This is a genomic window from Selenomonas sp. oral taxon 136, assembly GCF_001554015.1.
Taxonomy (GTDB): Bacteria; Bacillota; Negativicutes; order Selenomonadales; family Selenomonadaceae; genus Centipeda; species Centipeda felix.
In genome coordinates this window covers 1,016,796-1,043,321 of record NZ_CP014239.1, presented here as the reverse complement: position 1 = coordinate 1,043,321, position 26,526 = coordinate 1,016,796, and the positions used below count along the sequence as shown (strand labels likewise).

The following is a 26,526-nucleotide window of genomic DNA, read 5'->3' as shown; positions in this document are numbered from 1 at the left end:
CGGCTCAGAAATGCGCTGCGCCTCGTTTCTCAACAGAAAAAGCCGCCGTGCAGGTGCACGGCGGCTTTTTTGTCGGGAAGAATATTATGCAAGCATGGAGCGGAGGAACCAGATCTGCTTTGCGTAGTTGGTGATGTGATCCTCCATGAGGTTCGCAACGCCGAAGCAGTCATGCGCATCGGCCGCCTTGCGGATCGCGAGCGCCTGATCGCGGAGCAGCTCAAGGTCGGCAAGCGTGATCTCGAGCGCCTTCTTCTGATCGACCGCCTCGTCGCCGAGCTCCTTGATCGTAGCGATCGCGAGGTAGCCCTTGAGGCTCGCAACCGGCTGTGCGCCCGCGATCTTCAGCAGCTCCGCCGTCTCGTCGAGCACGTCCGCGAACGCATCGTAGAGCGACTCGAGGTACTCGTGGACTGCCTTGAACTGCGATCCGACAACGTTCCAGTGGAGGTTGTGCAGCTTGATGTAGCCGACGCCGATGTTGGCGATGTAGGTGTTGAGTGCGTTGTTCAGGTTTGCGTCATTTGCGTGTGACATAGTGGAAAATCCCCTTTCATCATTTTGTACCGCAGATCCTTAAGAATCTGTTTCATATCCTGTTGACATTGGCTATTATAGACCACGTGCTTTTATTTGTCAATAGTAATTATTAAATAGCGGGAAATAAAATAGAGCTGCCACGATTTTTGCAACAGCTCCGAGAGAGGTATGTATGTTTATCTTTCCCTAGTCCTTCACATTTCGGAATGCAAGCGAGTACGCGAGCACAACGGCAAAGCAGAGGACGGGGAGGTAGAAGGCGGTCCGGATGGCGGCGATCTCGGGGGTAAAGCCGCTGACAAGTCCGGAGAGTGTGCCGCCGTCGACGAGTGCGCCCATCATCGGGGTGATGATGGCACCGCCGAGGATGGCCATGATGAGGCCGGCTGCACCGAACTTCACTTCAGGACCGAGCCCGCGCAGGGCGATGCCGTAGATGGTCGGGAACATGAGGGACATGCATCCTGAGATACCGACGAGACAGTAGATGGAGATCTCGATCGGGAGGTAGATGGTCCCGAGGCAGCAGAGGATGCCGCTGAGGGCGAAGACCGCCATCATCTTTGCGGGGACGATGTACTTCATGAGCCACGTGCAGATCCAGCGGCAGCCGATGAAGAGGAAGATGGAGTAGATGTAGTAGTTTGCTGCCTCCGCCTCGACGAGGTTCATGTTCGTCATGACGTACTTGATCGTCCATGTCCAGACGGCGATCTGTACGCCGACGTAGAAGAACTGGCTGACAACGCCGAACGCATAGCGCGGGCGGGCGACGAGGCGGCGGATTGCCTCACCGACGCTCATGGTGTCGTCCGCATCGCGGTCACTGAGACCGCTGCGATAGAAGAACATCCATATAATGAAGGCGATGAGGATGAGTCCGACGTAGGGGACGCAGACCCAGAAGAGTTCGGCGTCGCGGACGGCGGTGAGCGCCTCCGTACTCATGGCGAGGCGGTCGTCGAGCGTGGCGGGGTTCAGGTGCGCGAGGATGACATATTTCGCGAGGAAGAGCCCTGCCATGGACCCGAGCGGGTTGAACGCCTGAGCAAAGTTGAGACGGCGCACACTGGTCGACTCGTCGCCGAGGGAGAGAACGAACGGGTTGCACGTGGTCTCAAGGACGGAGAGACCGCCCGCGAGAATGAAGATGGAGACGAGGAAGAGGTTGTAGCTCTGCAGGATCGCCGCAGGGATATAGCCGAACGCGCCAATCATGTAGAAGCCGAGTCCGACGAGGACGCCCATGCGGTAGGAGTAGCGCTTGATGATAAAGGCGGCAGGAAGTGCGAGGACGGCATACGCACCGTAGAACGCGACCTGCACGAGAGAGGAGTCGACTGCCTTGATCATAAAGATCTTGGCAAAGGACGGGACGAGGTTGTCCGTCATGTTGTTGAGCAGTCCCCAGAGTGCAAAGCAGGAGACGAGCAGGAAGAAGTATACGCGGTACTGGTGGGGCACGACGGGGGCATCGTCCACGTCGCGCACGTCCGCTGTGAAGGCGGCAGTATCTTTGGTCATGTGAATCACCCTCTGTTCGGTTTGATCTCAGTTATTCCTCAGCGTAGTGCTTATAGCCTGGGTGGCGTCCCTGAACGCCGTAGTAGCTGCGTAGATCGATGAGCTTGTCGATGTTCGCACGCGAGATTTCCTTCGGTCCGCCGAGCATATAGGCGGTGAGGTTGATCTTGGCGAACAGTTCGAGTGTCTCCATCTTGTAGTAGGCGTCAATGAGGTTCGCGCCGAGGGTCAGCGCGCCGTGGTTCTCAAGGAGTACGGCATCGTGCTCCTGGATGTAGGGCGCAATCGCCTCGGGGACTTCGTATGTGGACGGCGTGCCGTACGGCGTGATGGGGATGGAGCCGAGCGAGACGACGGTCTCGATCATGTCGTAGCGGTCAAGCGGTATGTGCGCGACGGCAAATCCAGTCGCCGTGGGCGGATGCGCGTGCACGACGGAGCGCACGTCTGCGCGGTCCTTGTAGCAGCGCAGGTGCATCTTGATCTCGGAGGAGGGGCGATAGCCCTCATTTGCCTCAAGGATGTTGCCCTCGCGGTCGATGCGCACGAGTTTCTCCGGTGTGATGAAGCTCTTGCTGATGCCGGTCGGCGTTGCGAGCAGGGTGTCGTCATCGAGGAGGACGGTGACGTTGCCGTCATTCGCAGCGACCCAGCCGAGCTGCCACATCTTGTGACAGACATCGCAGATGGCGTCTTTGGTTTCCTTTATATTATCCATTTCTCTCACCTTTCAGGCGTCCGTGACGACACCCTTTTGCAGTATGATGTTGGCGTACAGCGCGGATTCGCCCGTGGTGACAATGGCGTACGCCGTGCGCGCCTCGTCGTAGAAGCGGAACCGCTCGATCGTGCCGACGGCTGCCGCGCCGCGCGCGTCATGCTTTGCAATGATCTCCTTGTACGTGTCCCAGATCGGTGTTTCGACGGGATCGCCCGGCATGACCTCCATGAGGCTGATCGGTTTGTCAACGTAGGGGTCGAGCGGGAACAGTGTGAGGATCGCGTCGAGGAGTTCGGGAACGCCGTGCCCGTCGGCGCGGATGACGATGCAGTCCTTACCGACCGATTCGGCGGGGAAGTTGCCGTCGCCGATGACGATGCGGTCGCTGTGTCCCATCTCGGCGAGTACCTTGAGCAGCGCGGGGGAGATGATTTTCGGGATTCCTTTCAGCATGGGGTCAGCCCCTTCCATTTTTCAAAATGTGCGTCCCATTGGTCGGTGTCCTTCGGCTCGTACGCCGTGATGTCGGAGGAGGCGCGGATGAGTGCCCGTGCCTCGGCGAGATCCCTGACCTCGTCCGCCGCAATCAGCTGCAGGGCGATATTGCCGAGGACGGTCGCCTCGATGGGTCCCGCGAGGACGGTGCGTCCGCACGCATCCGCCGTGAGCTGGGCGAGGAGCCGACTCTGGACGCCGCCGCCGATGAGATAGATCTTGTCGTAGTGTTTGCCCGTGCAGGTCTCGATCTCCGTGAGTGCCGCGCGGTAGGAGAGGGCAAGGCTCTCGTCGATGCAGCGGACGACTTCGCCGACGGTCTCGGGGACGGGCTGTCCCGTGCGCTCACACGCGGCGCGGATCCGGAGCGGCATATCGCCCGAGGGCAGGAATGCGGGATCGTCGGGGCGAATGAAGGAGCGCTGTGTGGGGGCTGCCGCCGCCATTTGCTCCAGCTCGCCGTAGGAGTATTCGTGCCCTTCGCGCATCCACTGACGGCGGCTCTCCTGAATGAGCCAGAGGCCGATGAGGTTCTTGAGGAAGGAGATCCGCGCACCGTAGCCGCCCTCGTTCGTTATGTTGCACGCGGCGGAGGTCTCGTTGATGATCGGCTCCCGCAGCTCTGTGCCGAGGAGCGACCATGTGCCGCAGGAGAGGAAGATGAAGTCCTCCTCTCCCGTGGGCACGCCCGCCATGGCACTCTGCGTGTCATGCCCCGCAACGGCGATGATGTCGGGTCTGCCCATGCCGAGCTCGGCGGACAGCTCCTCCGTCATGCGCCCAATGGGCGTCGCCGTGGGGACAATGTCCGTGAGGATGTGCGCGGGCAGGTCGAGTGCGGTGAGTACCTCACGCGACCATGTGCGCCTCTGCGCATCGAGCATCTGTGTCGTGCTGGCGATGGAGTACTCGGTCTGCTTCTCCCCCGAGAGAAAGTAGTTGAGGAGATCCGGCATGAGCAGCAGCGTCTTTGCCCGCGCGAGCAGCTCGGGGCGCTGCTGCCTGAGGGCGAGCAGCTGAAACACGGTGTTGATCTCCATGATCTGATTGCCCGTGATGCGGTAGAGTTCCTCGCGTGAAATCTTTTGGAATGCCGCGCCGCTCATGCCGACGGTGCGGCGGTCGCGGTAGTGGACGGGGGTTTCAAGGAGACAGCCGTCAGCGTCCAAAAGCCCGAAGTCCACGCCCCATGTGTCTGTGCCGATGCTCGCGATGTTATGCCCGCGTGCCTTCAGCAGTCCCTGCTTCATCTCGTGAAAGAGGCGCAGGACATCCCAGTACATCGTGCGTCCAAGGTGGACGGGGTCGTTTGTGAAGCGGTGCAGTTCCTCCATGCGGATGCGGCTGCCGTCGTACGCGCCCAGGACGGCTCTGCCGCCCGAGGCGCCGAGGTCGAAGGAGAGCACATATTTTTCCGTAGCCATGGAAGCCTCCGATGTTATTTATACATTGGCCCGTAGGCGGCACAGGCGCGATAGTCCTGTCCCTCCGCGTCCATGCCGAATGCGTTCCATGCGGCGGGGCGGAAGACATCGACGTCCGCGACGTTGTGCATGCAGACGGGGATGCGCAGGATGGAGCAGAGTGTGATGAGGTCGGCGCCGATGTGTCCGTAGCTGATCGCACCGTGGTTCGCGCCCCAGTTGTTCATCACATCGTAGGCGGAGCGGAAGGCGCCCGCACCCGTCAGACGCGGGGTGAACCAGGTGCACGGCCAGGTGTAGTCCGTGCGCTTCCAGAGCTTGTCCGAGACCTCGTCGGGCAGGTTCACCGTCCAGCCCTCAACGAGCTGCAGCACGGGGCCAAGACCCTTGACGAGGTTGACGCGCACCATGGTCGCGGGCATCTCGCCGCGCGTGAGGAAGCGGGAGGAGAAGCCGCCGCCGCGGAAGTAGCCGTTGTCCGCCGGGCACCACTCGGTCGCATCGAGGCACGCCTTCTGGTCTTTTTCCGTGAGCTCCCAGAACGGCTTGATGACAGACTCTGCACCGTCCTTGATCTCACCGCACGCGTCGAGGCACGCTGCACCGGAGTTGATGAGGTGGATGAAGCCCTTGCCTTCCTTTGCACGTCCTTCCAGCTCGTAGCCTGTCGCCTTTTTGACCGCCTCGGGGCTCCAGTAGGTACGCACATCGGCAAAGATCTGGGCGCGGTTCGTGAGCAGCTTGTTGAAGAGCATTGCAACGCCGTTCAGCGTGTCGTTCTCCGTGGCGAGGATGTACGGCTCGCGCGCACCGTTCCAGTCGAACGAGGAGTTCATCATCGCCTCGGCGAAATCGCCGTTCGGGTAGAAGTCCGTCCACTGGCGCTGCCCCTGGAAACCGCCTGCGATTGCATTGTGTCCGAGGACCTCCTCCTCACAGCCCTTCGGCAGATTCTTGTTGCCGTTGTAGAGGTCTTTGATGATGCACATCATCTTGACGACGAATTCCCACGCCTCTTCTTTCTCCTTGTCGCTCTTGCGCGCGAATTCGGGGTTCTTGTCAAAACCTTCCTTGCAGTGCTCCTTCGTCCATGCGAGAGCCTTCTTGTACTCCTCGGGATCGTAGACGCCCTCCGTCATACGGCGAATGATCTCGACCTCGTCGACCGACTCGACGCGCATCCCGAGGTACTCCTCGAAGAACTCGGGGCTGATGATCGATCCACCAATGCCCATGGTGATCGCACCGATCTGGAGGTAGGACTTGCCGCGCATCGTAGCGGCGGCGACGGCAGCGCGGCCGAAGCGGAGCAGCTTCTCTGCAACGTCGGCGGGGATACCCTCGGCGTCTGCCTCCTGCACGTCATGGCCGTAGATGCCGAATGCGGGCAGCCCCTTCTGTGCATGGCTCGCGAGGACGGAGGCGAGATAGACCGCGCCCGGGCGCTCCGTGCCGTTGAATCCCCAGACCCCCTTGATCGTCATCGGATCCATGTCCATTGTCTCCGAGCCGTAGCACCAGCACGGTGTGACCGTCAGCGTGATGTCTACGCCCGCACGGCGGAACTGCTCTGCGCACGCCGCCGCCTCAGGGACGCGGCCGATGGTCGAGTCGGCGATGATGACCTTCACAGGCTCGCCGTTCGAGTAGCGCAGGTTCTCCTCAAAGAGCTTCTTCGCGGCGCGTGCCATACCCATGGTCTGCTCCTCAAGTGCGCCGCGCACATCGAGAACACCGCGCCGCCCGTCAATCGTCGGACGGATGCCGATCACCGGATAACCGCCAATGCATCTTGCTTCTGCCATGATAATTTCCTCCATTTCACATGTGATTCATCGTGTTGATGAATATTTGCTTTTTTCTGTTATGTCTGTATTATAGCGTTGAACAGAGTACAGTGCTTGTGCTATACTATGTAAAAATAGAACGATTTTATCTTTTTGATAAAATGGATATAACTTGAGAAATATTACCAATAAGGGTAAATGGGGGGGTATAACGATCTTGACTAAAAATGCGACGATATTATCTTTTGTGAAATAGAGGAGAATACAATGAAACCTGCGGGATACAACGAATTCCGTACGCGCGGACGCTTTGATTTTCCGATCGAATTCCATCATGTGGACTGCCATCACCCGCGCTTTCACATGCCCTATCACTGGCATATCGAGTACGAGATCGTCTACGTTCTGCACGGCGGGCTGACGCTTTCCCTCAACGAAGACACCGTGCAGGCGCGTGCGGGCGACATCATCTTTATCCGTGACGGCATCGTTCACGGCGGTGCGCCGCTGGATCAGGAGACCGTCTACGAGTGCATTGTATTTGATATGAAGAAACTCCTGCACGGGAGTCAATGCACGGGGGAGCGCGTGAGCAAGATCCTCGAGCATGAACTTCTCATCAATAAATACATCCCCGGCGAGACACACGATGTACCACAGATGATTGCCGCGCTCTTTACGGCGATGAAGGGGGCGCGAGAGGGGTATGAGCTGATCGTCACGGGGATGCTCTACAGCTTCATTGGTGCGGTGCTGCAGCATAGACTCTGCCACGCACCGAATGCGGCACTGCGCGAGAGCAGCCGGCGGCGTGTCATGCAGCTCAAGAAGACATTTCAGCTCATCGACGATGCCTACGATCAGCCGCTTACCCTCGGCGATCTCGCGGCAGCGGCAGGATTGACGCCGAACTATTTCTGCCGGTTTTTCCAGAAGATCACGAACCGCAGCCCCATCGACTACCTGAATCATTACCGCATCGAGGCGGCGTGCATCCGCCTCGCGCACAGTGGAGAGAGCATCACGGAGATTGCGCTTGCGACGGGGTTCAACGACATCAGCTACTTCATTAAGACGTTCCGAAAGTATAAGGGCATCTCACCGCTGAAGTATCAGAAGGCAAATTCTGCTTGACAAACAGCATATTTTATATATAATACATAGCAATAAAATATGTTATATCGTTTTGGCTGAGAGGGGAATCGCCATGAGTGAGCAGAAATATCATTTTGAGACCTTGCAGGTGCGCGTCGGACAGGAGGAAGCCGATCCCGTGACGGATGCGCGTGCTGTGCCGATTTATCAGACGACCTCGTACGTCTTCCACAATGCGCAGCACGCTGCCGACCGCTTCGCGCTCAAGGATCCGGGCTATATCTATGGACGCCTGATGAACCCGACGCAGGACGTCTTTGAAAAGCGCATCGCGGCACTCGAGGGCGGCACGGCGGCCCTCGCCTTTGCCTCGGGTGCGGCGGCGATCACAGCGACGATCCAGGCACTCGCCCATGAGGGCGACCACGTCGTCGCACAGCAGAGCATCTACGGCGGTACGTACAACTTCCTCGCGCACACGGCGAAGGACTGGGGCATCGACGTGACCTTCGTCGAGCCGCGGGCGGGCGCACAGGGCTTCGCCGATGCCATCCGCCCGAACACGAAATGCGTCTTCATCGAGACCGTCGGCAACCCGAACGCCGATCTCGTGGACATCGAGGCCGTAGCACAGGCGGCACACGCGCAGGGCGTTCCCGTCGTCATCGACAACACCTTTGCGACGCCGTACCTCCTGCGCCCCATCGAGCACGGCGCGGACATCGTCGTGCACTCCGCGACGAAATTCATCGGCGGGCACGGCTCCAGCCTCGGCGGCGTCATCGTCGAGGGCGGCACCTTCGACTGGAAGGCATCGGGACGCTTCCCGCACCTCACGCAGCCGAACGAGAGCTATCACGGCGTGAACTTCGTCGAGGCACTCGGCCCCGTCGCCTTCGTCACCTACATCCGTGCCCTCCTCCTGCGTGACACGGGCGCGGCGATCGCTCCGTTCAACGCATTCCTCTTCCTGCAGGGGCTCGAGACACTCTCCCTGCGCGCCGAGCGGCACGTATCGAACGCACTGAAGGTCGTGGACTTCCTCGCGAAGCATCCGAAGGTCGAGCGCGTCAACCACCCCTCGCTCCCGCATCATCCCGATCACGCCATCTACGAGCGGTACTTCCCGCAGGGCGGCGTATCGATCTTCACCTTTGACATCGTGGGCGGGCAGGAGGCGGCGTTCCGCTTCATCGATCACCTGAAACTCTTCTCGCTCCTCGCGAACGTCGCGGATGTCAAGTCGCTCGTCATCCATCCCGCGACCACCACGCACTCCCAGATGAACGACGACGAGCTCGCAGCGTCCGGCATCGGCAGAGGCACCATCCGCCTCTCCATCGGCATCGAGCACATCGACGACCTCCTCGCCGACCTCACGGCAGCATTTGACGCTGTTTGAGCCGTTCTCCTGTAAAAGTAAAACCTCTGCGCGAAGGCTTTCCGTCGTGCAGAGGTTTTTGTGTTGGGTGTCATCCATTTTGCCTGTTTGTGTCGATGCTTCACTGGGACATCCATCATTTTGATACACTGATCGTCGCTCTGTATGAGCTCTGTTGGAAAAGTTTTTAATGTTTTTCGCAAAATTTTGTATATGATAGAAGGATTTTCCGCATTTACGTCGAAAGCGTCCTAGAGTACCTATATGTGGATGCTTCGAATTTCTGACCGGGCACCACGCGGTATGGACGCGCAGTACCTCATCGGTGATGGGGATGCCCTAGGGGAAGGAGGGCGGCGATGTTTTCGGAGATACGGCTTTCTGCACTCATTCTCACCGTCCTCATCAGTGTTGCCCTCGTGGTCGGGCTGATCCACTATGCTCCGCCGCTGACGCAGACGTATTACTGGCGACTCGGCGGACTGATCGCGGGCGCGGGGCTGCTCGTCACCCTCTTTGACCGCTTGATGGCGGCGCGGGCGCGGCGGCGTGCGGCAAAGAATCCACCGCTCTCCTTTGAGGAGGGGCAGACCGCCATGCCCGCTGCGGCAGAGACCATAACGGAGCGACCGTCCGTCTCCATCTTCCCTGCAAAGACAACGGCAGCTGCCATGCCCCAAGCCCCGCCCCAACCGGCGGGAAAGAAATCGGCGGCAAAAAAGAAAAAGACAAAGGCACACGTGGAGAAGAACGCAGCGAAGCCAGCTCCACCCCTCGCGGCAGTACTGCCTTTGGCGGCAGAACCGCCCCCAGTGGCGGCACCGCCCGCGAAGAGTCCACCGCCAGATCCCTCGCCGGCAGAACACCTGCCGGATGGGCTCGATGCGCTGCTCGACATCGCCTATGTGTCGGCAGAGCCTGCGCCTGAGCGCGCCGTCGCCGCCTACCGAAAGGCACTCGCACGGTACCCGCAGGACTCCTACATGCCATATCTCATCATCGAGCTCTCCACCCTCTACAAGCGTCTGGGGAACTACGACGAGGCGCTTCGTCTCTTTGACGAGGCGCTCGCGCTGCCCATCATTGCCAAGAACGCCGTCATGGTGCAGGAGTTTCGACACTCCCGCCGCACCCTGCACGCCGTTTCGGATATGCTCCGCGCGCGGGGAACCCCTGCGCTCCCCTTCGGCGAGGTGCCGGAGGATGTACTGGCGGCGGCTGACCGACAGGCGGGCAATCACACCTGACATTTTATGAAAATGGAGGAATAAATATGAAGAAAAGCGTTGACATCCTAGGACTTCCCGTCATCAGCATCACAGAGGGGCGCGAGCTCGGCATGAGCAAGACCCTCCTCATTGATGCGCCGAACCGCATCGTCGCAGCGATCACGATTGAGGACGAGGACTGGTATCGCGGAGTCAAGCTCATCCCCTACGATAACGTGATTGCCGTCGGTGACGATGCCGTCACCATCAACAACAGCGAGAACATCCTTACGCTCGATGCGGCGGGAGATTTTGAAACCCTGCTCGACGACAACATCCGCGTCATCGGTACAAAGGCGATCACGCGCACGGGTGTCATTCAGGGCAATATCACAGAGATCTACATCGGTGACGACGGCAGCATTGAGAAATGCGAGATCACTGCGCCTGAGGGATCGACATCCGAGGTCACGGCAGATCAGGTCGCCATCTTCGGAAAGGAAGTCACGGTCATCTCGCCGGAGGGCGATGCCGTAAAAAAATCTGATGCAGCGTCTGCACCGGCGGCACCCGCTGTGACAGCCCCCGCAGCAGAGCCCGCTGCGGCTGAGCCGGTCGAGGAGACTGCCCCTACGGAGGAGACGCCTGCCGAAGAGCCGGCTGCTCCGGAGGAGACGGCTGCCCCCGAGGCACCGGCAGAGGAGCCCGCACCTGCCGCAGAGGAGCCTGCCCCTGAGGCACCGGCAGAGGACGAGGCCAAGGACGCAGAGCGCGCGAACGAGGATCGTCACCGCCGCTTCCTCCTCGGCAAGAAGGCGACGCGCACCATCAAGATGGACAACGGCGTCGTCATCGTCGAGGCGGGCGCGGACATCACCGAGGAAGTCCTCCAGAAGGCCAAGCTCGGCAACAAGTTCATCGAACTCTCGATGAGCGCACAGTAAGGAACAAACAATAGAATAGGGGAGCTGACAGCAGTCGGCTGAGAGGGGACAATGCGTCCCGACCCATAACCTGATTTGGATAATGCCAACGTAGGGATATATGTGCAGATAGCGCGGCTATGTCAGTTGGCATAGCCGCGTTTTTGCATAGAAGGAGGCTCACATGGACAAGCGTACAAGTATCCCCGCAAATGCACTGATCTGGTTCGGTGCGGGCGTTTCGCTCGCGGAGATACTCACGGGCACATTCTTCGCGCCGCTCGGCTTTCGCGACGGCGGGATTGCCATTGTAGTCGGGCACATCATTGGCTGTTTTTTACTTTTTCTTGCAGGGCTGATCGGTGCACGTACGCGCCGCAGTGCGATGGAGACGGTCAAGATGGCGTTCGGTGCACGTGGCGGGCTGCTCTTCGCCGCACTGAACGTCTTTCAGCTCGTCGGCTGGACGAGCATCATGATCTACGACGGTGCACTCGCGGCAAATACGGTGATGGATGCAGGGCATTGGCTCTGGTGCCTTGTCATCGGCATACTGATTATTGTTTGGATTCGGATCGGGATCCTGCGCATCGAGCGCGTGAACGCCGTCGCCATGACAGGGCTGTTCCTGCTCACCGTACTTCTCTGCTCTGTCATTTGGGGCAGCGCGGAGGCGACGGGATCTCCTGCAGGCGAGACGATGAGCTTTGCGATGGCACTCGAGCTCTCGATTGCGATGCCGCTCTCATGGCTGCCGCTCATCTCGGACTACACGCGCGAGGCAGAGAGACCCGCCACCGCTGCCGCCGTGAGCGCACTCGTCTACGGGCTCGTCAGCTGCTGGATGTACTTCATCGGCATGGGGGCGGCGATTCTCACGGGCGAGTCGGACATCGCGCAGATCATGCTGCATGCGGGGCTTGGTGTGGCGGGGCTCGGCGTTGTCATCCTCTCTACCGTCACCACGACGTATCTCGATGCGTACTCGGCGGGTGTCTCAAGCGAGAGCATCGTGCGCTCCGTCTCAGGGCGCACCGTCGGCATCGGCGTGACCATCCTCGGTGCGGTTGCGGCATCGCTCTATCCGATGGACGACATCACTGGCTTCCTCTACATCATCGGCTCGGTCTTTGCCCCGATGATTGCCGTCCAGATCGCGAGCTACTTCCTCCTGCGCGAGGATGCGGTGGGACGCTCTGTCCACACGGTCAACCTCGCTGTCTGGTTCATCGGCTTTCTCTGCTATCGCTATCTTATGACACTCGATACCCCCGTCGGCAGCACCCTCCCGACCATGGCAATCACGCTTTTGCTTGCACTCGCGGCAAATCGTATCTTTGGAAAACGTGCAGCATAAGAAAGGAAAAACTGCGATGACCTCATCAACCCTCAACCAAATCCGCGCGGCCTCCCCGCTCGTCCACTGCATCACCAACTACGTCACCGTCAACGACGTTGCAAACGTCCTGCTCGCCATCGGTGCGCGTCCCATCATGGCGGACGATCCGGAGGAGGTGGAGGAGATTACCGCCCTCTGCGCGGGACTCTGCCTCAACATCGGCACACTCAACGCGCGTACCATCCCGAGCATGATTGCGGCAGGCAAACACGCACGCGCTCTCGGACATCCTGTTGTGCTCGATCCCGTCGGCGCGGGGGCAAGCAGACTGCGCACCGAGACCGCTCTGCGTATCCTCGATGAGGTGCATCTGACCGTCGTGCGCGGCAACATCTCCGAGATTCGTACACTGGCGATCGGGAGCGGCACAACACAGGGCGTCGACGCGAGCGCAGCGGATGCCGTCACCGAGGAGACTCTCGCGGCGACGGCGGACTTCCTGCGCGGCTTTGCGGCACGCGCGGAGGTGATCGTTGTCGTTACGGGTGCCATCGACCTTGTGACGGATGGTGTGACCGTGTATGCTGTCCGAAATGGGCGCGCCGAAATGGGGCGGGTCACGGGGACGGGCTGTCAACTCTCCGCCCTCCTTGCGGCAGCTCTCGCTGTTGAGCCTCTGGGACTTCTCGCGTCCGTTGCCGAGACTGTTGCCCTGATGGGCGTTGCGGGGGAGATCGCATGTGCGCAGATGGGGGAGCGCGACGGCAATGCCACGTACCGCACACGGATCATAGACAGCATTTACTGCATGACGGACGAAGAACTCTCGGCACACAGCAGAATCACGAAGCTCTAAGGAGGGAACACGATGAAAATGCACACAGCACTGACCATTGCGGGCAGCGATTCAAGCGGCGGCGCGGGGATTCAGGCGGATCTCAAGACCATGACCGCGCACGGTGTCTACGGTATGAGCGCACTCACCGCGCTCACCGCGCAGAACACCACGGGCGTCACCGACATCCTCGCCGTCCCGCCTGCCTTTCTCGCGGCGCAGCTCGATGCCGTCTTTACCGACATTCCACCCGATGCGGTGAAGATCGGCATGGTCGCGGATGCTGCGCTCATCCGCGTGATCGCCGAGAAACTGGACGAATACAGGGTAAAAAATGTTGTCGTCGATCCTGTCATGGTCGCGACCAGCGGCGCACGTCTCATCAGCGAGGATGCTGTGGAGGCGCTTGTCTCACTGCTCCTGCCGCGTGCGGCGATCATCACACCGAACATCCCCGAGGCGGAGGTGCTCGCGGATACGGCAATCACCGACCGAAAGGGCATGACCGCAGCAGCGGCGCGCATCTATGAGCGTGCACACACAGCGGTGCTCATGAAGGGCGGACACAGCGTTGACGACGCGAACGACCTGCTCGTCGACGGTGCCGGCACGCGTTGGTTCGAGGGGCGGCGCATTCCAACTGCGAACACCCACGGCACAGGCTGTACCCTCTCAAGTGCCATCGCCGCGAACCTCGCACGCGGCATGGACATCGACCGCGCCGTCGAACGTGCGAAGGCATACATCTCGGGGGCACTTGCCGCAGGGCTTGACCTCGGCGCGGGCAGTGGTCCCTTGGCGCATGGATTTGATCTGAGGAGCGAATTTATATGCTAGACACACGCACCCGCAAACTCACCCTCGCCGGAATTCTCGTCGCCGTCGCCGTCCTCGGCGGACTGTTCAGCATCCCCGTGCTCGGCAGCCGCTGCGCCCCCGTGCAGCACCTTGTCAACATTCTCGCCGCTGTCTTTCTCGGCCCTCTCTGGGGCATCGGCGTCGCATTTGCCGCGAGCCTCCTCAGGAACATCGCAGGGCTCGGCAGCCTCATGGCATTCCCCGGCAGCATGATCGGCGCGCTCTCGTGCGGGCTTGCCTACCACTATACGAAGCGCCTCGGCATCACCTGCATCGCCGAGGCGCTCGGTACCGGCATCCTCGGCGCACTCGCCGCCTATCCCGTCGCCGCCCTCCTCATGGGACTGAACCCCACGAGCTACACCATCTACATCGTCCCCTTCCTCCTCTCCACAGGCGCGGGCAGCCTCCTCGCCTACGTCCTCCTGCGCTTCCTGCTGCCGAAGCTGCGGCAGGATTGATATACGTGTTGATATGTGTTAAAATATGAATACACGTGATGCGAGGAGGCAATCATTATGACCTCGAAGGAATTGCTGAAAATTCTCAAGAAGGATGGTTGGCAGATCGAACGCATCAATGGATCGCATTATATCCTAAAACATCCGACCAAGCCTGGTATGCCAATCATTCCTATGCACAACAAAGATTTGCGTATTGGGACATTCAAAACAATTCTAAAGCAAGCGGGGCTTGAATGAGTTAAGGAGGGATTGCTGTGGACAAAATTGTTTACCCGGCTGTTTTTCGCCCAGATGAGTGTGTGGGAGGATATACCGTGGATTTTCCGGACTTGCTCGGCTGTGTTACCGAGGGCGATACTCTCCACGAAGCCCTCTATATGGCGAGTGATGCGCTCGGGCTTTATCTCTATACGCTCAAAGCGGACAAGAAGCCCTTTCCGCCCGCGACCGATCCTGCTGACATTGAGACGCATGGGCGCGACTTCACCACACTCATCGAATGGGACGAGGAGGCATACCTACGCCGTACGGACAACCGTTCGGTCAAGAAGACCCTCACCATCCCCGCATGGATGGACACGCTCGCACGCGAGCACAACATCAACTTCTCTCAGCTCCTACAGAACGCGATTCGTCGCGAATGCGGGATGGAGGCTTAAGGAATCACTGATAAAATAGACCCTCAGATTGGCACAGATTTTTCGTCCGATTGAGGAGGCAAATCGGACGCATAGCCAAAGCTATGTGGAGGATTTGCAGACATTGAGCGGGCAAAAAAGATACGCTAAGATGGCGGTGCTGAATTTATCAATGCTTCCTTAATATTCCCATAACATAAGCAAAGCAGCCGTGTGCTGCTTTTTTGTTGCTGTCTTAAAAACATGCAGGAATTTTCATCGGGAGAGAGAATATTTCTTATTAGTTTAAGATTAAGGGCAAACGAAAAGAGATGAGGCTATGGAAGATCTGTGTGAACGGATCGAACGGGCGGCACTCCTGCGCACCGTCCGCATTCTCGCGGCGCGTGCGCATCCTGCTGCACACGATGCGGGGACGGCATTCCTCGCAGAATACTGCGCGGAGGATGCGGCGCTTTTGCAGCTGCTGCGTGCCGACGCAGGCGCATCCGACGACGCGATTGGATGGATCCTCGATGCGGCACAGCGGCTTGCCGGTGCGGGAACATCCGCATCGGAACATGCCGCGCCGCATGAGCCCACACACCTTGAGAGCGTGTTCAATCGCTTCGGTGCTGCCAATGGATCGAAGGAGGGCTTTCCAATCCGCAGCCTGACGGATGGGGCGGGGATGCTCTTTCCGCGTCCCGTCGGCGACCTTGATGACGCAGTGCGCGGGCATCGAGAGGTCTGCGATCGGCTCGCGAGACACTTTGCACGCAAATCCCCCGTACACATGCCGCTCGGCGAACTGCTGCGCGTCCTTGAGGAGACAATGAGCTATGTGCCGTCCCCTGCGGGCGCGGACATCGCGCTCTATGACTACGCACGCATGACAGCGGCGTACGCGGCTGCGCTCCATCGCTATGCGGCGGCACAGGACATCCACAGTGCACACACATACGAGGAGCGGGGCGGCGAAGCATTGCCCGCATTCCTCCTCGTATCGGCGGACATCTCGGGGATACAGCCGTTCATCTACGCGATCCCGTCCAAGGGCGCACTCAAGAGTCTGCGCGGCCGCTCGTTCTACCTTGAGATCCTGCTTGAGAACATCGTGGACGAGATCCTCAGCGCGTGCGGCATCAGCCGCAGTGCACTCCTCTACACGGGCGGCGGACACTTCTACCTGCTCCTGCCGAACACCGTGGACGTGCAGAACCTCCTCACACGCTGCCATACGGAGGCCAACAGCTGGATGCTGGAGCACTTCGGCAGCAGTCTCTACCTCGCGATGGCGTGGACGGCGTGCACGGGGGCGGAGTTTGCGGGGCAGGGCACACAGGAGGCGTTTCATCGCGTGAGCGAGGGGCTTTCGGCGGAAAAACTCTGCCGCTACTCCGAGGATCAGCTCGCGGCGATGTTCGTGCCCGAGAGCGCGTGGAACAAAACGCGGGACAAGGACCGTGAATGTGCCGTCTGCCACACCTCCACAACACATCTCATGCCCTACTCCGCCGACTCCTCCATTGAGGCGTGCGGGGTGTGCTCTCATCTCTTCACCTTTGGCGAGCGCATCCTGACAAAGAACGCCTTCTGCGTCTCTGCAGAGCGCAGTGCGGAGGCGCTCTCCCTGCCCGGCATCGGGCGTACCCTCTACCTCACGGCAGAGGAGCTGGACGATGTCGACCGTCTCTCGTATAAGATCGAGCGCATCTATGCGAAGAACGCAGCGTACACGGGTGATCTGCCCGCCGCGCACCTCTGGCTCGGCGACTACTCTGCGCGTGAAAACAAGGCGTTGCTCGAGATGGAGAACCTTGCACAGCGCAGCGGCGGTACGGAGGACAGCAAGGGCATCCCGCGCATCGGTGTCATGCGCGCCGACGTGGACAACCTCGGCGCGGCATTCCTCGCGGGATTCCCGTCGGAGTACGTCACCATGACGCGCACGGCGGCGCTCTCGCAGCGGCTCTCGCTCTTTTTCAAGCACTACATCAACCTCCTCTGCAGCGGCAGTGTCAGCGGTGTCGGCGACCGACAAAAGACCGCGCCCTTCTCCCTCTTTGGCAGGGAAAAGAAGGCGGAGCGCGACGTCCACATCGTCTACTCGGGCGGAGATGACATCTTCCTCCTCGGCGCGTGGGACGACATCGTCGAGCTCGCCGTCGATCTGCGCCGTGCCTTCCTGCGCTTTACGGGCGGCAAACTCCGTTTCTCGGCGGGGCTCGGCTTCTTCAAGGACAAATGCCCCGTCGCCGAGATGGCGCGCCGCACCGGCGATCTCGAATCGCGCGCCAAGGATCAGCGCGGTGCGGACGGAAGACCGCAGAAGGACAGCGTCGCCCTCTTTGGTGCGGTCACCGAGGGACGCTCCCTCGCAGAGTTCGAGCGACACACGCCGATCTATGGCTGGGACGTATTCATCGACCACGTCTGCGGGGAGAAACTCGCCTTCCTGCGTGCGCACTGCATTTTTGAAGAGGGGGCGAAAGGAGAGCGGCTGAGCCTTGGCAAGAGTGCCGTCTATCGGCTGCTCACCCTGTTGGAGCAGGACGGACAGATCCAGCTCGCACGCTTTGCGTACGCGCTCGCACGGCTCGCTCCGCCGGCACAGAGCCCCGCACAGGAGGCGTATCGGCGCGTGCGTACGCAGCTCTACGAGTGGTACCGCGACCCGGCAGAGCGCCGACAGCTGTCCACCGCATTGCAGCTTATCATTTACAGCATCCGAGAGAAGGGAGAGGGATCAAATGGCTGAGACGATCAAAAAACTGACGGAGACGGATGATATTGCAGGAAAAGCAGAGAAGATCATCCTCGGACTCAAAAATGACCGACTGCTCGGGGGAACAAATGGACTGACAACCAACCAGATCCGTAAATTTCTCACGGCGGTCAACACGCTGACGAACAAGATCACCCTCTACCGCCACCAGCAGGAGCAGACCCGCGAGCTGAGCGAAGACCTCGCCAAGGAGGTTCGGTTTCTCAAGGTCAAGCTCGCCTATCAAGTCGCACGCGGCAACAAGGGGGTTAAGCAGTTCGCGAAGGATACGCAGCTGAAGGAGTACATCGACACGGTCGGCACGGATCTCAAAGAGTACATGGCGTTCGCACAGTTCATTGAGGCACTGGTCGCCTATCATAAATTTTACGGAGAAAAGGAAGGTGAATGATGATGGAGCAGAAGAATACAAGACAGCGGGCACTGAAGGGAAAACTCGACATTGGGGCGATCCTGCGCCTCGAAACAGGGCTGCACATCGGTGCGTCCTCCGACTTTGCGCCCATCGGTGCAGTGGACAGCCCATTCCTGCGCGATCCGATGACGAAGCGGCCCATCATCCCCGGCAGCTCGCTCAAGGGGAAGATCCGCACACTCCTTGCACGCAGCTTCTCGACGGACGAATACTTTTTGAACAAGATCGATGAGGACAGCCCTGTGATCCAGAGACTTTTCGGTTCGGCAGCGCAGAGTGGTGCGGGAGGTCTGGGCGCGCGTCTGCAGTTTTCCGACATCCGCATGACGGAGGCGTCCTGTCAGCGGTTTGCCGCGATGGAACTGGACACCTACATCGGCGAGATCAAATTTGAAAACACCATCAGTCGGATCAGCGCCGCCGCAAACCCGCGTCAGATCGAACGCGTCCCCGCCGGCGCAGAGTTCGACTTCCGTCTCGTTTACAACATCGAGGACGAGGGCGATCTGGCAGAGGATCTCCAGATCCTCGCCGATGGCATCCGTCTCCTGCAGATGGACTACCTCGGCGGGCACGGCTCGCGCGGGTATGGCAGAGTATTGCTGCGCGACTTCCATGTAAAGCACTTTACGATCCATGCCGAGAACGCCATGACCCAGGAACGGTTGCAGAGGATTGCGGAGATGCTGCAGAAGGGTGGCGGATCCATGTGAGCTATGTGATCTATCCGCTCCACTTCGAGACGGCCGTTCACTTCGGACAGCCGGGACGCGGCGGCAGACTGGACGAGGCGTGCATGGAGTACCCCGCCGATGTCCTCTTTGGTGCGCTCTGCGCCGAGCTCGCTGCCGCAGGGGAGGAGGAGAGCCTCGTACGCCTCGCGGAGGAAGTCGAGCGCGGCGACCTGCGCCTCTCCGACCTCCTGCCGTGGCAGAGCCGCAAAAGCGACGGCGCGATGGCACTCTTCCTCCCACGCCCCGTCCTGCGCGTGGAGCGCAAAGAACGGGAGTGGCGCGAGGACTACCAAACCACCTGCGCGAACGCCACCCTGCGTAAAAAGCAGAAAAAACTCAAATACATCCGTGCGAGCCGTATGCAGGACTACATCCGCGCCATGGAGCGCGGCATCCCTTTCGAGGAGAACGATTTTGACGCCGCCTTCGGCATCGAGTTCCTGTGCCAGCGTGTGAACACACGCGGCGAGGAACCGCTGCCCTACTACGTCGCTCAGTTCACCTTTGCCGCCCGCGCGGGGCTCTTCCTCATCGCCCGCGTGCGGGACGCGGAGATGGGCGCGTGGCTGCATCGCCTCCTCACATGGCTTGGCATGGCAGGCATCGGCGGCAAGCGTACGAGTGGCTATGGCAAATTCCGTGTCGGCGAAATCATTCACACGGATGCGGACGATGGCGGCGACATCGCAGCACTCAGAGACATGCTCGCAGCGGATCGTGCCCCGTGGCAGCTCGCGCTCGCGCCCGTCCTCCCGACAGCGGACGACCTCGCCGCCGTCAAGGCGGGGGCGTATCGGCTGCGCCGTGCGGGCGGCTTCATCAGCTACCCGACCCATGCCGCCGAGAAGAAGAACAGCGTCTATCTCCTCGACGCAGGTTCCTGTTTTCCTGTGCGGATTGGCGGTACATGCAGCACATTGGGGACGCACGACGGACATCCCGTCTGGCGCTACGGCTATGGACTCTACGCGGGGGTGACAGCATGAAGGGTGACATCATACGGCAAACCTACGAGATCAAGTGCATTGCCCCCGTCCACATCGGTTCGGGCGAGGAACTGAGAACCTTCGAGTATCTCTATAACAGGGACAAGCTTGAGCTGTGCCTCCTGAACGAATCCAAATGGCTTGCCTTTCTTGAGACGCGCGGACTTACCGAGGCATTCATCAAGTACGTTGAGATCGAGGGCGCAGGGCGCAGTCCGCGCAACTTGCTTGAGTGGCTGACTGCCAACCGTGTCACCGAGGCAGATCTGCGAAAGGCGGGCGCTATCCGCCGCAAAGTTCCCGTGGCGCAGCTCTCGGAGAAAAAATATAAGAATAGAAAGCCCACGCTCAACAAAGTCGTGTGTCACCTCGTGCGCTCCGACAACGCGCAGCCCTACATCCCCGGCAGCAGTATCAAGGGCACACTGCGCACGGGCATCCTCCATCACTTCATCCGCAAAGACCCCGCGCGCTTCCGCCCCTACTGGCAGGAAATCTGTTCTGTCCGCGGCTCGCTGAAGGAGAAGGGACACAAGTGGAACGAGATCATCCTGCGGCTCGAACAGGAACTCCTGCACACCCTCACCTATGAGGACACAGAGCGCGGGGATGCCGCCGCGAGCGCATTGCGCGGACTCTGTGTCAGTGACGCGATGCTCGTCGGATGCGCGGCAAAGGCTCCGACCATCATCGTGCAGAAAATTGACGCAACAACCCTCATCAAGCCCGGCGAGCGGCGCGGCGAAAGTCCGATCGTCCTCTTTCGCGAGTGCATCCCCGCAGACAGCAGACTGCGCTTCACCATCACCGCGAACCTCCCCATGCTCCGCGCGGCGGGCATTGACTCGCTGCCATCCGTCCTCAATATGCTGCGCACCTGCACCCTCGACGGACTGACGCGCCAGCAGCGCGTCTTTGAAGCCATTGACGCCAAATACTATGGCGCGCTCTTTGACGACATTACCGCATTTAAGGCGAATGCACTCCTCGGCGGCGGCACAGGGTTCCTCACCAAGAGCCTTATCTATGCGCTTGCCGACAAAGAAAACGATGCGCGGCGGTTTGCGGCGGCGTATTTTGACGAACAGTTCACCAACCCATCACATAAACACATGGAAACGGACGTGCGCCTCACCCCTCGTACACTCAAGAGAGCGCAGACCGACGGGGCGGACTGGATCATGGGTCTCTGCTCCATCACGGGGGTTGGCAATGCTGAGACGCTTTGAGGCGGAGCTGCGCCTGCCCGACGGCGCGCGTGCACCCTCCTCCATGGGCTCCATCCTCCACGGCGCACTCATCGAGCAGCTGCCGGAGGACTACGCCGACTACCTGCACACAGAGAACCTGCGCCCCTACAGCCAGAGCATCCGTTGGGACAGAGCGCGGGAGCGCGTCATTTGGCGTATCGGTACACTCGACCGCACAGCGGGCGAGATCATCGGCGCGGTACTGCAGAGCTTGGAGCACATCCATCTCAGACAAAAGGGCTACACCGTCGATATGCAAAATATACAATGCATCGAGGAGCGCGGCTATCAGGACATCGCCGATGAATACTTTCGCGCGGAGACCGCACCGCGTGGTGCAGAGATCCACTTTCTCACACCGACCAGCTTCAAACAGGGCGGCGCATACATCATCCTGCCCGAGAGCGCACTCATCCTGCAGAGCCTCCTCGCACGGTGGAACAGATTCTGTCCCGACATCCGCATCGAGGAAGACGACCTCGCGCAGACCCTGGCAGCGCATACGCGCCTCACACGCTACGCCCTGCGCTCTGCGGCGTTCTCCGTCGAGGGGTATAACATCCGCGGCTTTCGCGGACAGATCGCCCTGCAGTTCGCGGGCAGCGACATGGTGCGCCGCATCCTCGGCACACTCCTCACCTTTGCCCCCTATGCGGGGCTCGGCATCAAAACCGCCCTCGGCATGGGCGCGGTAGAGACTGATATCTGGAAAGGATGAACGAAATGAAGCGAATTTTGTTCTCACCACTGGGAGATACCGACCCAATTCGCGACTGTCACGATGGGGCTTGTCTGCATATCCTGCGGCATTATCAGCCCGAGCGTGTCGTCCTCTTTTATACAAAGGATATGGAAAACAAGGAGCGGCGCGATCACCGCTACACGCGTGCCATCCACAAACTCTCACCGAATTGCGCAATCGAGGAGATATTCTCAGGAATCGTCGCCGCATATCTCTACGAGGAGTTCAGCAAAATCCTTCCGGAGGCAGTGCAATCGGTCAGGGACAGGTATCCGGAACATGAGATCTTGATCAATCTCAGCTCCGGTACCCCGCAGATGAAGACCGTGCTCGCTATGCTTGCGGCAGACACGGAACGATGCAGGGGCATACAGGTGCCAAGTCACAGCGGCAAATCCAATCGGAAGAATAGACCTGCAAGTGATGATGTTGACGTGGATATCCTGCTCGAACTAAACGAGGATGATGAAGAAGGCGCAAAAAACCGATGCGAAGAACCGCCCCTTTCTGTTTTCCGCTACCATGCGGAGAAGAACCGTATCATCTCTCTCATTCGCGCGTACGAGTACAACGCAGCACTCACTCTTGCGCGTAGCAGCAGCCTTGTCCCTGCTGACGCGAAACTGCTGCTCAAACACGCCGCCGCCCGCACTGACCTTCTCCCTGACAAGGCACGTAAAATCCTCGCAGAGTACGATGGGCAGAAACTCTTCCTCTTTACGGGAGAGGAGGAACTTCTCATGGAATACTTCCTTATCATGCAAATTGATCAGGAAAACGACCATCTCTCCAACTTTATGCTGCGCATCTCCCCATTCCTCGATAAATTTCTGTTTGATTACGTTCAGAAAAACGTAAAGGGAGGAAGACAACATCCGCAAAACATCCGTAACCTCTCCAAATATATAGCACGTAAAGGCGGCTATAGACTTGAGCGTGAACGCATAAAGCAGGCTGCGCCCAAATGGTTGGAGCGTTTGGATCGGGAATATGGGGGCTACAAAGACAGTGACCTCTCCTTTACCCTGCTCATCCACTATTGCGATTATATGCAGGAAGAAGGTCTGACAAAGGACACAAAACTCCATGATGATATGATGGCGGAACTCGGCAAGTTAGGCAACGTCAGGAGTCTGCGCAACAACGTCGCACATCAAATCACCAACGTCACCAGAGAGAGCTTTCAGAAGGTCATACAGATGACGCCGCCCGCACTCATGGCGATCTTCACACAGATGCTCACTCTTGTCTATGGCGGGAAAGTCAAGGAGGCACTCACAACCTACAGCCGCATCAACAGCTGGCTCGAAGAAGCTCTCGAAATCCACGAGTAGGGGAAGGGAGACCGCGCCATAAGCTTTGGCTACACCCTCCTCATGTACGACCTCTACACCGCCATCACGGGCGAGGGGCTGCATCCGTACTTCGGATTCCTCCACGCCGTGAAGAACCGCCATCCTGCCCTCGCCTCCGACCTCATGGAGGAATGGCGCGCCGTCATCGTCGATGCCATGACACTCTCCCTCGTCCATCACCACGAAATCAAATTGGAGCACTTCTCCCCCGCGGAGGACGAGGACACCCCCGGCATCTTCCTCACCCGTGAGGGGCGTGCCATCTTCCTGCGCGCCTACGAAAAGAAAATGCGGGCGACCAACCTCTACAGCGGTGGAAAACGCTCCTATCGGCACGCACTCGCACATCAGGCACGTCAGTATGCGCAGGCACTCATGGCGGAGAACGCCGATATCTACGAGCCCGTGCGGCTGCGATGAGGTGAGACGTATGGAGTACGACTACGACGAGAGCGAATTCTGCGCCGCAGACGAACGCCGCTGCATCGTCCTCATCATCTACGACATCACCGACAACAAGCGGCGGACGAAAATGGTGAAATGCCTCGAACGCTACGGCGTGCGCGTACAGAAATCCGCATTCGAGGCATTCCTCACCGCGCGGAAATACGACGATCTCATCGCACGCACAACGCGCCTCATCGACCCACGCACCGACTCCCTGCGCATCTACCTCCTCGCCAACCACACCTCCGTCCGCTCGTGGGGTGTCGGAGATCGTCACGTCGAGGATGTTATCATTTTTTAGGAATCGCTGATAAAATAGACCCTCAGATTGGCGTAGATTTTTCGTCCGAACAAGGAGGCAAACCCAACGCTGCCAAAGCTATGTGGAGGATCGAGGGCACAGTGCGGGCAAAAAAGATGTGTCAAGATGGCGGTGCTGAATTTATCAGTGCTTCCTTTAGCGTCCAAAGGCGTGGAGGGATTGCAGAAAGAGGGACAATGTGCTATACTCAAAAGTGAAATCCGCGCCGCACTTAGAGCCACAGCCTTGGCGAAGGTTTTTAGAACGTATCATCGACGCAAAAAGGAGGGGAAACACATCCGCGCCGCAAAGTGCCATTTTGAGGCAGGCACAGCAAGGCTTTCAGCCGCAAGGATTTTAAAACCACATCCCCGCAAGGGGACGGAAACTCTTTTCGTGCTGTCCTGAACGCCTTCACCGCGCTTACAATTTTAAAACCACATCCCCGCAAGGGGACGGAAACAATAGGGCAGATTGCCGAAATGATAAGGGAAACAGTATATTTTAAAACCACATCCCCGCAAGGGGACGGAAACCAAAAACAGAGCACCAACGCTTCCAGTTAAGGGAATTTTAAAACCACATCCCCGCAAGGGGACGGAAACGGCCATGAGGCGCGACGCCCTATGCAACACTCGCACACTATTTTAAAACCACATCCCCGCAAGGGGACGGAAACTAGGCATACCATAATGGTTCCATGCACCTTCTTGACATTTCAAAACCATATCCCCGTAAGGGGCCGGAACCCACGCACCGAGCCAATCAGCTACACGAAAAGAGCAGCCACATCTCTGGCTGCTCTTTTCGTGTGCTCTCACTAATGCGTTTTTCTCTTCCCGCGAAAATCATCAAAGAAGATGACGTGAAGCGAGCTTTTTTGATTGGTCATACACGCGCACTCCTAATTTTTCCTTTCGTAAGTGGTATACTATAGGTCGGAGGGGCTCTTCATTAAGACGATGACGACAGGGAGATAAGACTATGAAAAAGAAACTTTTACTGATTGCCTGCATCGGCGCGTTAGCGGCTATTTTCATCTTGCCGTTCGTCCAGAGCTCGATGGGGAAGACGGATTTTATCCGGGAGGTGCTCGCTAAAAATGATGGATTTGCCGCAGAGGGCAGCGGGACAACCGGCGGGGCTGCTGCCGTAGAGGACAATATTTTCCGCGTGACCAATCGGCAGGAGTTTATTGCCGCATTGGGGAATCGCAAAAATACAGAACCTAGGCTTTTGATGATTTACGGTACGATCGACTTCGATACGGACGCGGATGGCAAGCACCTGACGAAGGAAGATTATATGGCGGAGGGCTATGATTTTCAGCAGTATCTGGAGTCGCATGCGCCGCATAGTAATGCGCCGAAAAGCCGAAAAGAAGAGCAGGAAGAAAAGAGAAAACAATCTCAAAAAAATCAGGAAAAAAACATCATGGTTCATGTCCCTGCCAATACGAGCATCATAGGGATTGAACATGCGAAATTAAAGGGCGTGGATTTAGTCCTCGACGCGGATAATGTTATCATCCGAAATATTATGTTTGAGTCCCCGTATGATTATTTCCCGTCGTGGGATCCAAACGATGGGCCGGACGGCAGCTGGAATTCTCAGTATGACAGCGTTACGATCCGCGGAGGCACGCATATTTGGATCGATCATTGCCATTTCGAGGATGGGCAGCAGCCGACGGAAACGTATTTTCATCGTGAATACGAGCATCGGGACGGTTTGGTCGATATCGTAAATCAGGCGGACGACATCACGATGTCATACAATGTTTTTGAACGGCATAATAAAGCGATTTTGATCGGGAACAGCGATGCAAAAACGGCGGATGACGGGAAACTGAATGTGACGCTGCATCATAACTACTTCCATAATTTGGTTCAGCGTGCACCGAGAGTGAGATTTGGCAAGGTTCACGTGTATAATAATTACTACCAAACGGACGATGAAAACGGCGCATACCGTTATGCGTATTCGTTGGGCGTCGGAAAAAACTCGAAAATATATGCCGAAAATAATGTCGCGGATATCGACGGCAGGACGTATCAAGATTTTGTCAAGGTGTTTGGCGGGACGGAGTTTACTGCGGTCAATACTATCTTTAATGGCGAGAAAATCGATACATTTAACGAGCATTTATCCCCGGTCATGTGGACGCCCGAGCGATTTATGAAAATCGACGATGTGAATGAGGTGAAGTCAAAAGTTTTACAGCAGGCAGGCGTGCTAAAAAATGAAGATTAAGGAATCACTGATAAAATGAAGTCCGTCAGATTGGCGTAGATTTT

27 protein-coding genes, 1 CRISPR repeat array and 1 riboswitch are annotated in these 26,526 nt (G+C 58.6%); of the genes, 21 read left to right on the top strand and 6 right to left on the bottom strand.

The features are described from left to right. Nucleotides 1-84 precede the first annotated feature (84 nt). The 6 genes from AXE86_RS05000 to AXE86_RS04975 form a co-directional block, all read right to left on the bottom strand. Nucleotides 85-537: a Dps family protein gene (locus AXE86_RS05000; protein WP_061945288.1), complete on the bottom strand. Its 453-nt coding sequence runs from the start codon at nucleotides 535-537 to the stop codon at nucleotides 85-87. Nucleotides 538-726: 189 nt separating this feature from the next. Then, nucleotides 727-2,064 (bottom strand): L-fucose:H+ symporter permease, encoded by a 1,338-nt coding sequence (gene fucP, locus AXE86_RS04995; protein WP_061945286.1) that lies wholly within the window; start codon nucleotides 2,062-2,064, stop codon nucleotides 727-729. Nucleotides 2,065-2,095: 31 nt separating this feature from the next. Further along, nucleotides 2,096-2,782, bottom strand: a complete 687-nt coding sequence (locus tag AXE86_RS04990) for a class II aldolase/adducin family protein (protein ID WP_061945284.1) — start codon at nucleotides 2,780-2,782, stop codon at nucleotides 2,096-2,098. A gap of 12 nt (nucleotides 2,783-2,794) precedes the next feature. Then, nucleotides 2,795-3,238 carry an RbsD/FucU family protein gene (locus AXE86_RS04985; RefSeq protein ID WP_061945282.1) on the bottom strand — a complete coding sequence of 148 codons (444 nt, stop codon included), beginning with the start codon at nucleotides 3,236-3,238 and terminating at the stop codon, nucleotides 2,795-2,797. Then, nucleotides 3,232-4,704, bottom strand: coding sequence for a rhamnulokinase (locus AXE86_RS04980; RefSeq protein ID WP_061945280.1), 1,473 nt, complete (start codon nucleotides 4,702-4,704; stop codon nucleotides 3,232-3,234). Before AXE86_RS04980 ends, AXE86_RS04985 begins: the two co-directional genes overlap by 7 nt. Before the next feature lie 14 nt (nucleotides 4,705-4,718). Then, nucleotides 4,719-6,509 (bottom strand): L-fucose isomerase, encoded by a 1,791-nt coding sequence (locus AXE86_RS04975; RefSeq protein ID WP_061945278.1) that lies wholly within the window; start codon nucleotides 6,507-6,509, stop codon nucleotides 4,719-4,721. A 249-nt stretch (nucleotides 6,510-6,758) separates the two neighbouring features. On the opposite strand from AXE86_RS04975, the gene AXE86_RS04970 reads away from it, so the two are divergent. From AXE86_RS04970 to AXE86_RS04875, 21 genes are all read left to right on the top strand, one after another. Further along, nucleotides 6,759-7,625, top strand: coding sequence for a helix-turn-helix transcriptional regulator (locus tag AXE86_RS04970; RefSeq protein ID WP_061945276.1), 867 nt, complete (start codon nucleotides 6,759-6,761; stop codon nucleotides 7,623-7,625). A gap of 73 nt (nucleotides 7,626-7,698) precedes the next feature. Continuing rightward, nucleotides 7,699-8,988, top strand: coding sequence for an O-acetylhomoserine aminocarboxypropyltransferase/cysteine synthase family protein (locus tag AXE86_RS04965; protein WP_061945274.1), 1,290 nt, complete (start codon nucleotides 7,699-7,701; stop codon nucleotides 8,986-8,988). A gap of 338 nt (nucleotides 8,989-9,326) precedes the next feature. Then, nucleotides 9,327-10,214: a tetratricopeptide repeat protein gene (locus tag AXE86_RS04960; protein ID WP_061945272.1), complete on the top strand. Its 888-nt coding sequence runs from the start codon at nucleotides 9,327-9,329 to the stop codon at nucleotides 10,212-10,214. A gap of 26 nt (nucleotides 10,215-10,240) precedes the next feature. Then, nucleotides 10,241-11,119 carry a PRC-barrel domain-containing protein gene (locus AXE86_RS04955; RefSeq protein WP_061945270.1) on the top strand — a complete coding sequence of 293 codons (879 nt, stop codon included), beginning with the start codon at nucleotides 10,241-10,243 and terminating at the stop codon, nucleotides 11,117-11,119. A gap of 7 nt (nucleotides 11,120-11,126) precedes the next feature. Next, a riboswitch (TPP riboswitch) is annotated at nucleotides 11,127-11,233 on the top strand. 49 nt (nucleotides 11,234-11,282) lie between these two features. Next, a complete protein-coding gene (gene cytX, locus AXE86_RS04950) occupies nucleotides 11,283-12,455 on the top strand; it encodes a putative hydroxymethylpyrimidine transporter CytX (RefSeq protein WP_061945268.1) in 1,173 nt (390 codons plus the stop codon). Nucleotides 12,456-12,471: 16 nt separating this feature from the next. Next, on the top strand, nucleotides 12,472-13,293 hold the full coding sequence (thiM, locus tag AXE86_RS04945) for a hydroxyethylthiazole kinase (protein ID WP_061945266.1): 822 nt from the start codon (nucleotides 12,472-12,474) through the stop codon (nucleotides 13,291-13,293). A gap of 12 nt (nucleotides 13,294-13,305) precedes the next feature. Beyond that, complete coding sequence (gene thiD / locus AXE86_RS04940; protein ID WP_083501156.1) at nucleotides 13,306-14,109, top strand: bifunctional hydroxymethylpyrimidine kinase/phosphomethylpyrimidine kinase; 804 nt, start codon at nucleotides 13,306-13,308, stop codon at nucleotides 14,107-14,109. Further along, nucleotides 14,103-14,591 carry an energy coupling factor transporter S component ThiW gene (gene thiW / locus AXE86_RS04935; RefSeq protein ID WP_061945264.1) on the top strand — a complete coding sequence of 163 codons (489 nt, stop codon included), beginning with the start codon at nucleotides 14,103-14,105 and terminating at the stop codon, nucleotides 14,589-14,591. The genes thiD and thiW overlap by 7 nt, the downstream gene beginning before the upstream one ends. A gap of 57 nt (nucleotides 14,592-14,648) precedes the next feature. Then, nucleotides 14,649-14,831 (top strand): type II toxin-antitoxin system HicA family toxin, encoded by a 183-nt coding sequence (locus AXE86_RS04930; protein ID WP_061945262.1) that lies wholly within the window; start codon nucleotides 14,649-14,651, stop codon nucleotides 14,829-14,831. Between the two features lie 17 nt (nucleotides 14,832-14,848). Further along, the gene (locus tag AXE86_RS04925; RefSeq protein WP_061945260.1) at nucleotides 14,849-15,253 is read left to right on the top strand and encodes a type II toxin-antitoxin system HicB family antitoxin; all 405 of its coding nucleotides are present in this window, start codon (nucleotides 14,849-14,851) and stop codon (nucleotides 15,251-15,253) included. 28 nt (nucleotides 15,254-15,281) lie between these two features. Continuing rightward, entirely contained in the window at nucleotides 15,282-15,416 is a 135-nt protein-coding gene (locus AXE86_RS13160) for a secretion protein HlyD (RefSeq protein WP_071884687.1), read from the top strand. 135 nt (nucleotides 15,417-15,551) lie between these two features. Further along, nucleotides 15,552-17,972 (top strand): type III-A CRISPR-associated protein Cas10/Csm1, encoded by a 2,421-nt coding sequence (gene cas10, locus AXE86_RS04920; RefSeq protein WP_061945258.1) that lies wholly within the window; start codon nucleotides 15,552-15,554, stop codon nucleotides 17,970-17,972. Further along, nucleotides 17,965-18,390: a type III-A CRISPR-associated protein Csm2 gene (csm2, locus tag AXE86_RS04915; protein ID WP_061945256.1), complete on the top strand. Its 426-nt coding sequence runs from the start codon at nucleotides 17,965-17,967 to the stop codon at nucleotides 18,388-18,390. The genes cas10 and csm2 overlap by 8 nt, the downstream gene beginning before the upstream one ends. Beyond that, nucleotides 18,390-19,127 (top strand): type III-A CRISPR-associated RAMP protein Csm3, encoded by a 738-nt coding sequence (gene csm3 / locus AXE86_RS04910; protein WP_335338505.1) that lies wholly within the window; start codon nucleotides 18,390-18,392, stop codon nucleotides 19,125-19,127. The genes csm2 and csm3 overlap by 1 nt, the downstream gene beginning before the upstream one ends. Further along, nucleotides 19,124-20,134: a type III-A CRISPR-associated RAMP protein Csm4 gene (csm4, locus tag AXE86_RS04905; protein ID WP_061945252.1), complete on the top strand. Its 1,011-nt coding sequence runs from the start codon at nucleotides 19,124-19,126 to the stop codon at nucleotides 20,132-20,134. Before csm3 ends, csm4 begins: the two co-directional genes overlap by 4 nt. After that, a complete protein-coding gene (csm5, locus tag AXE86_RS04900) occupies nucleotides 20,131-21,363 on the top strand; it encodes a type III-A CRISPR-associated RAMP protein Csm5 (RefSeq protein ID WP_061945250.1) in 1,233 nt (410 codons plus the stop codon). The genes csm4 and csm5 overlap by 4 nt, the downstream gene beginning before the upstream one ends. Then, a complete protein-coding gene (gene cas6, locus AXE86_RS04895; protein WP_061945248.1) occupies nucleotides 21,347-22,102 on the top strand; it encodes a CRISPR system precrRNA processing endoribonuclease RAMP protein Cas6 in 756 nt (251 codons plus the stop codon). Before csm5 ends, cas6 begins: the two co-directional genes overlap by 17 nt. A 5-nt stretch (nucleotides 22,103-22,107) precedes the next feature. Then, nucleotides 22,108-23,460 (top strand): type III-A CRISPR-associated CARF protein Csm6, encoded by a 1,353-nt coding sequence (csm6, locus tag AXE86_RS04890; RefSeq protein ID WP_061945247.1) that lies wholly within the window; start codon nucleotides 22,108-22,110, stop codon nucleotides 23,458-23,460. Nucleotides 23,461-23,478: 18 nt separating this feature from the next. Further along, complete coding sequence (gene cas1 / locus AXE86_RS04885; RefSeq protein WP_257721074.1) at nucleotides 23,479-23,901, top strand: CRISPR-associated endonuclease Cas1; 423 nt, start codon at nucleotides 23,479-23,481, stop codon at nucleotides 23,899-23,901. Nucleotides 23,902-23,911: 10 nt separating this feature from the next. Next, complete coding sequence (cas2, locus tag AXE86_RS04880; RefSeq protein WP_061945245.1) at nucleotides 23,912-24,229, top strand: CRISPR-associated endonuclease Cas2; 318 nt, start codon at nucleotides 23,912-23,914, stop codon at nucleotides 24,227-24,229. Between the two features lie 354 nt (nucleotides 24,230-24,583). Further along, nucleotides 24,584-24,979: a CRISPR direct-repeat array (repeat unit 35 nt; unit sequence ATTTTAAAACCACATCCCCGCAAGGGGACGGAAAC). Between the two features lie 234 nt (nucleotides 24,980-25,213). Beyond that, nucleotides 25,214-26,482, top strand: coding sequence for a pectate lyase family protein (locus AXE86_RS04875; protein WP_061945243.1), 1,269 nt, complete (start codon nucleotides 25,214-25,216; stop codon nucleotides 26,480-26,482). The last annotated feature ends 44 nt before the right edge of the window (nucleotides 26,483-26,526 follow it).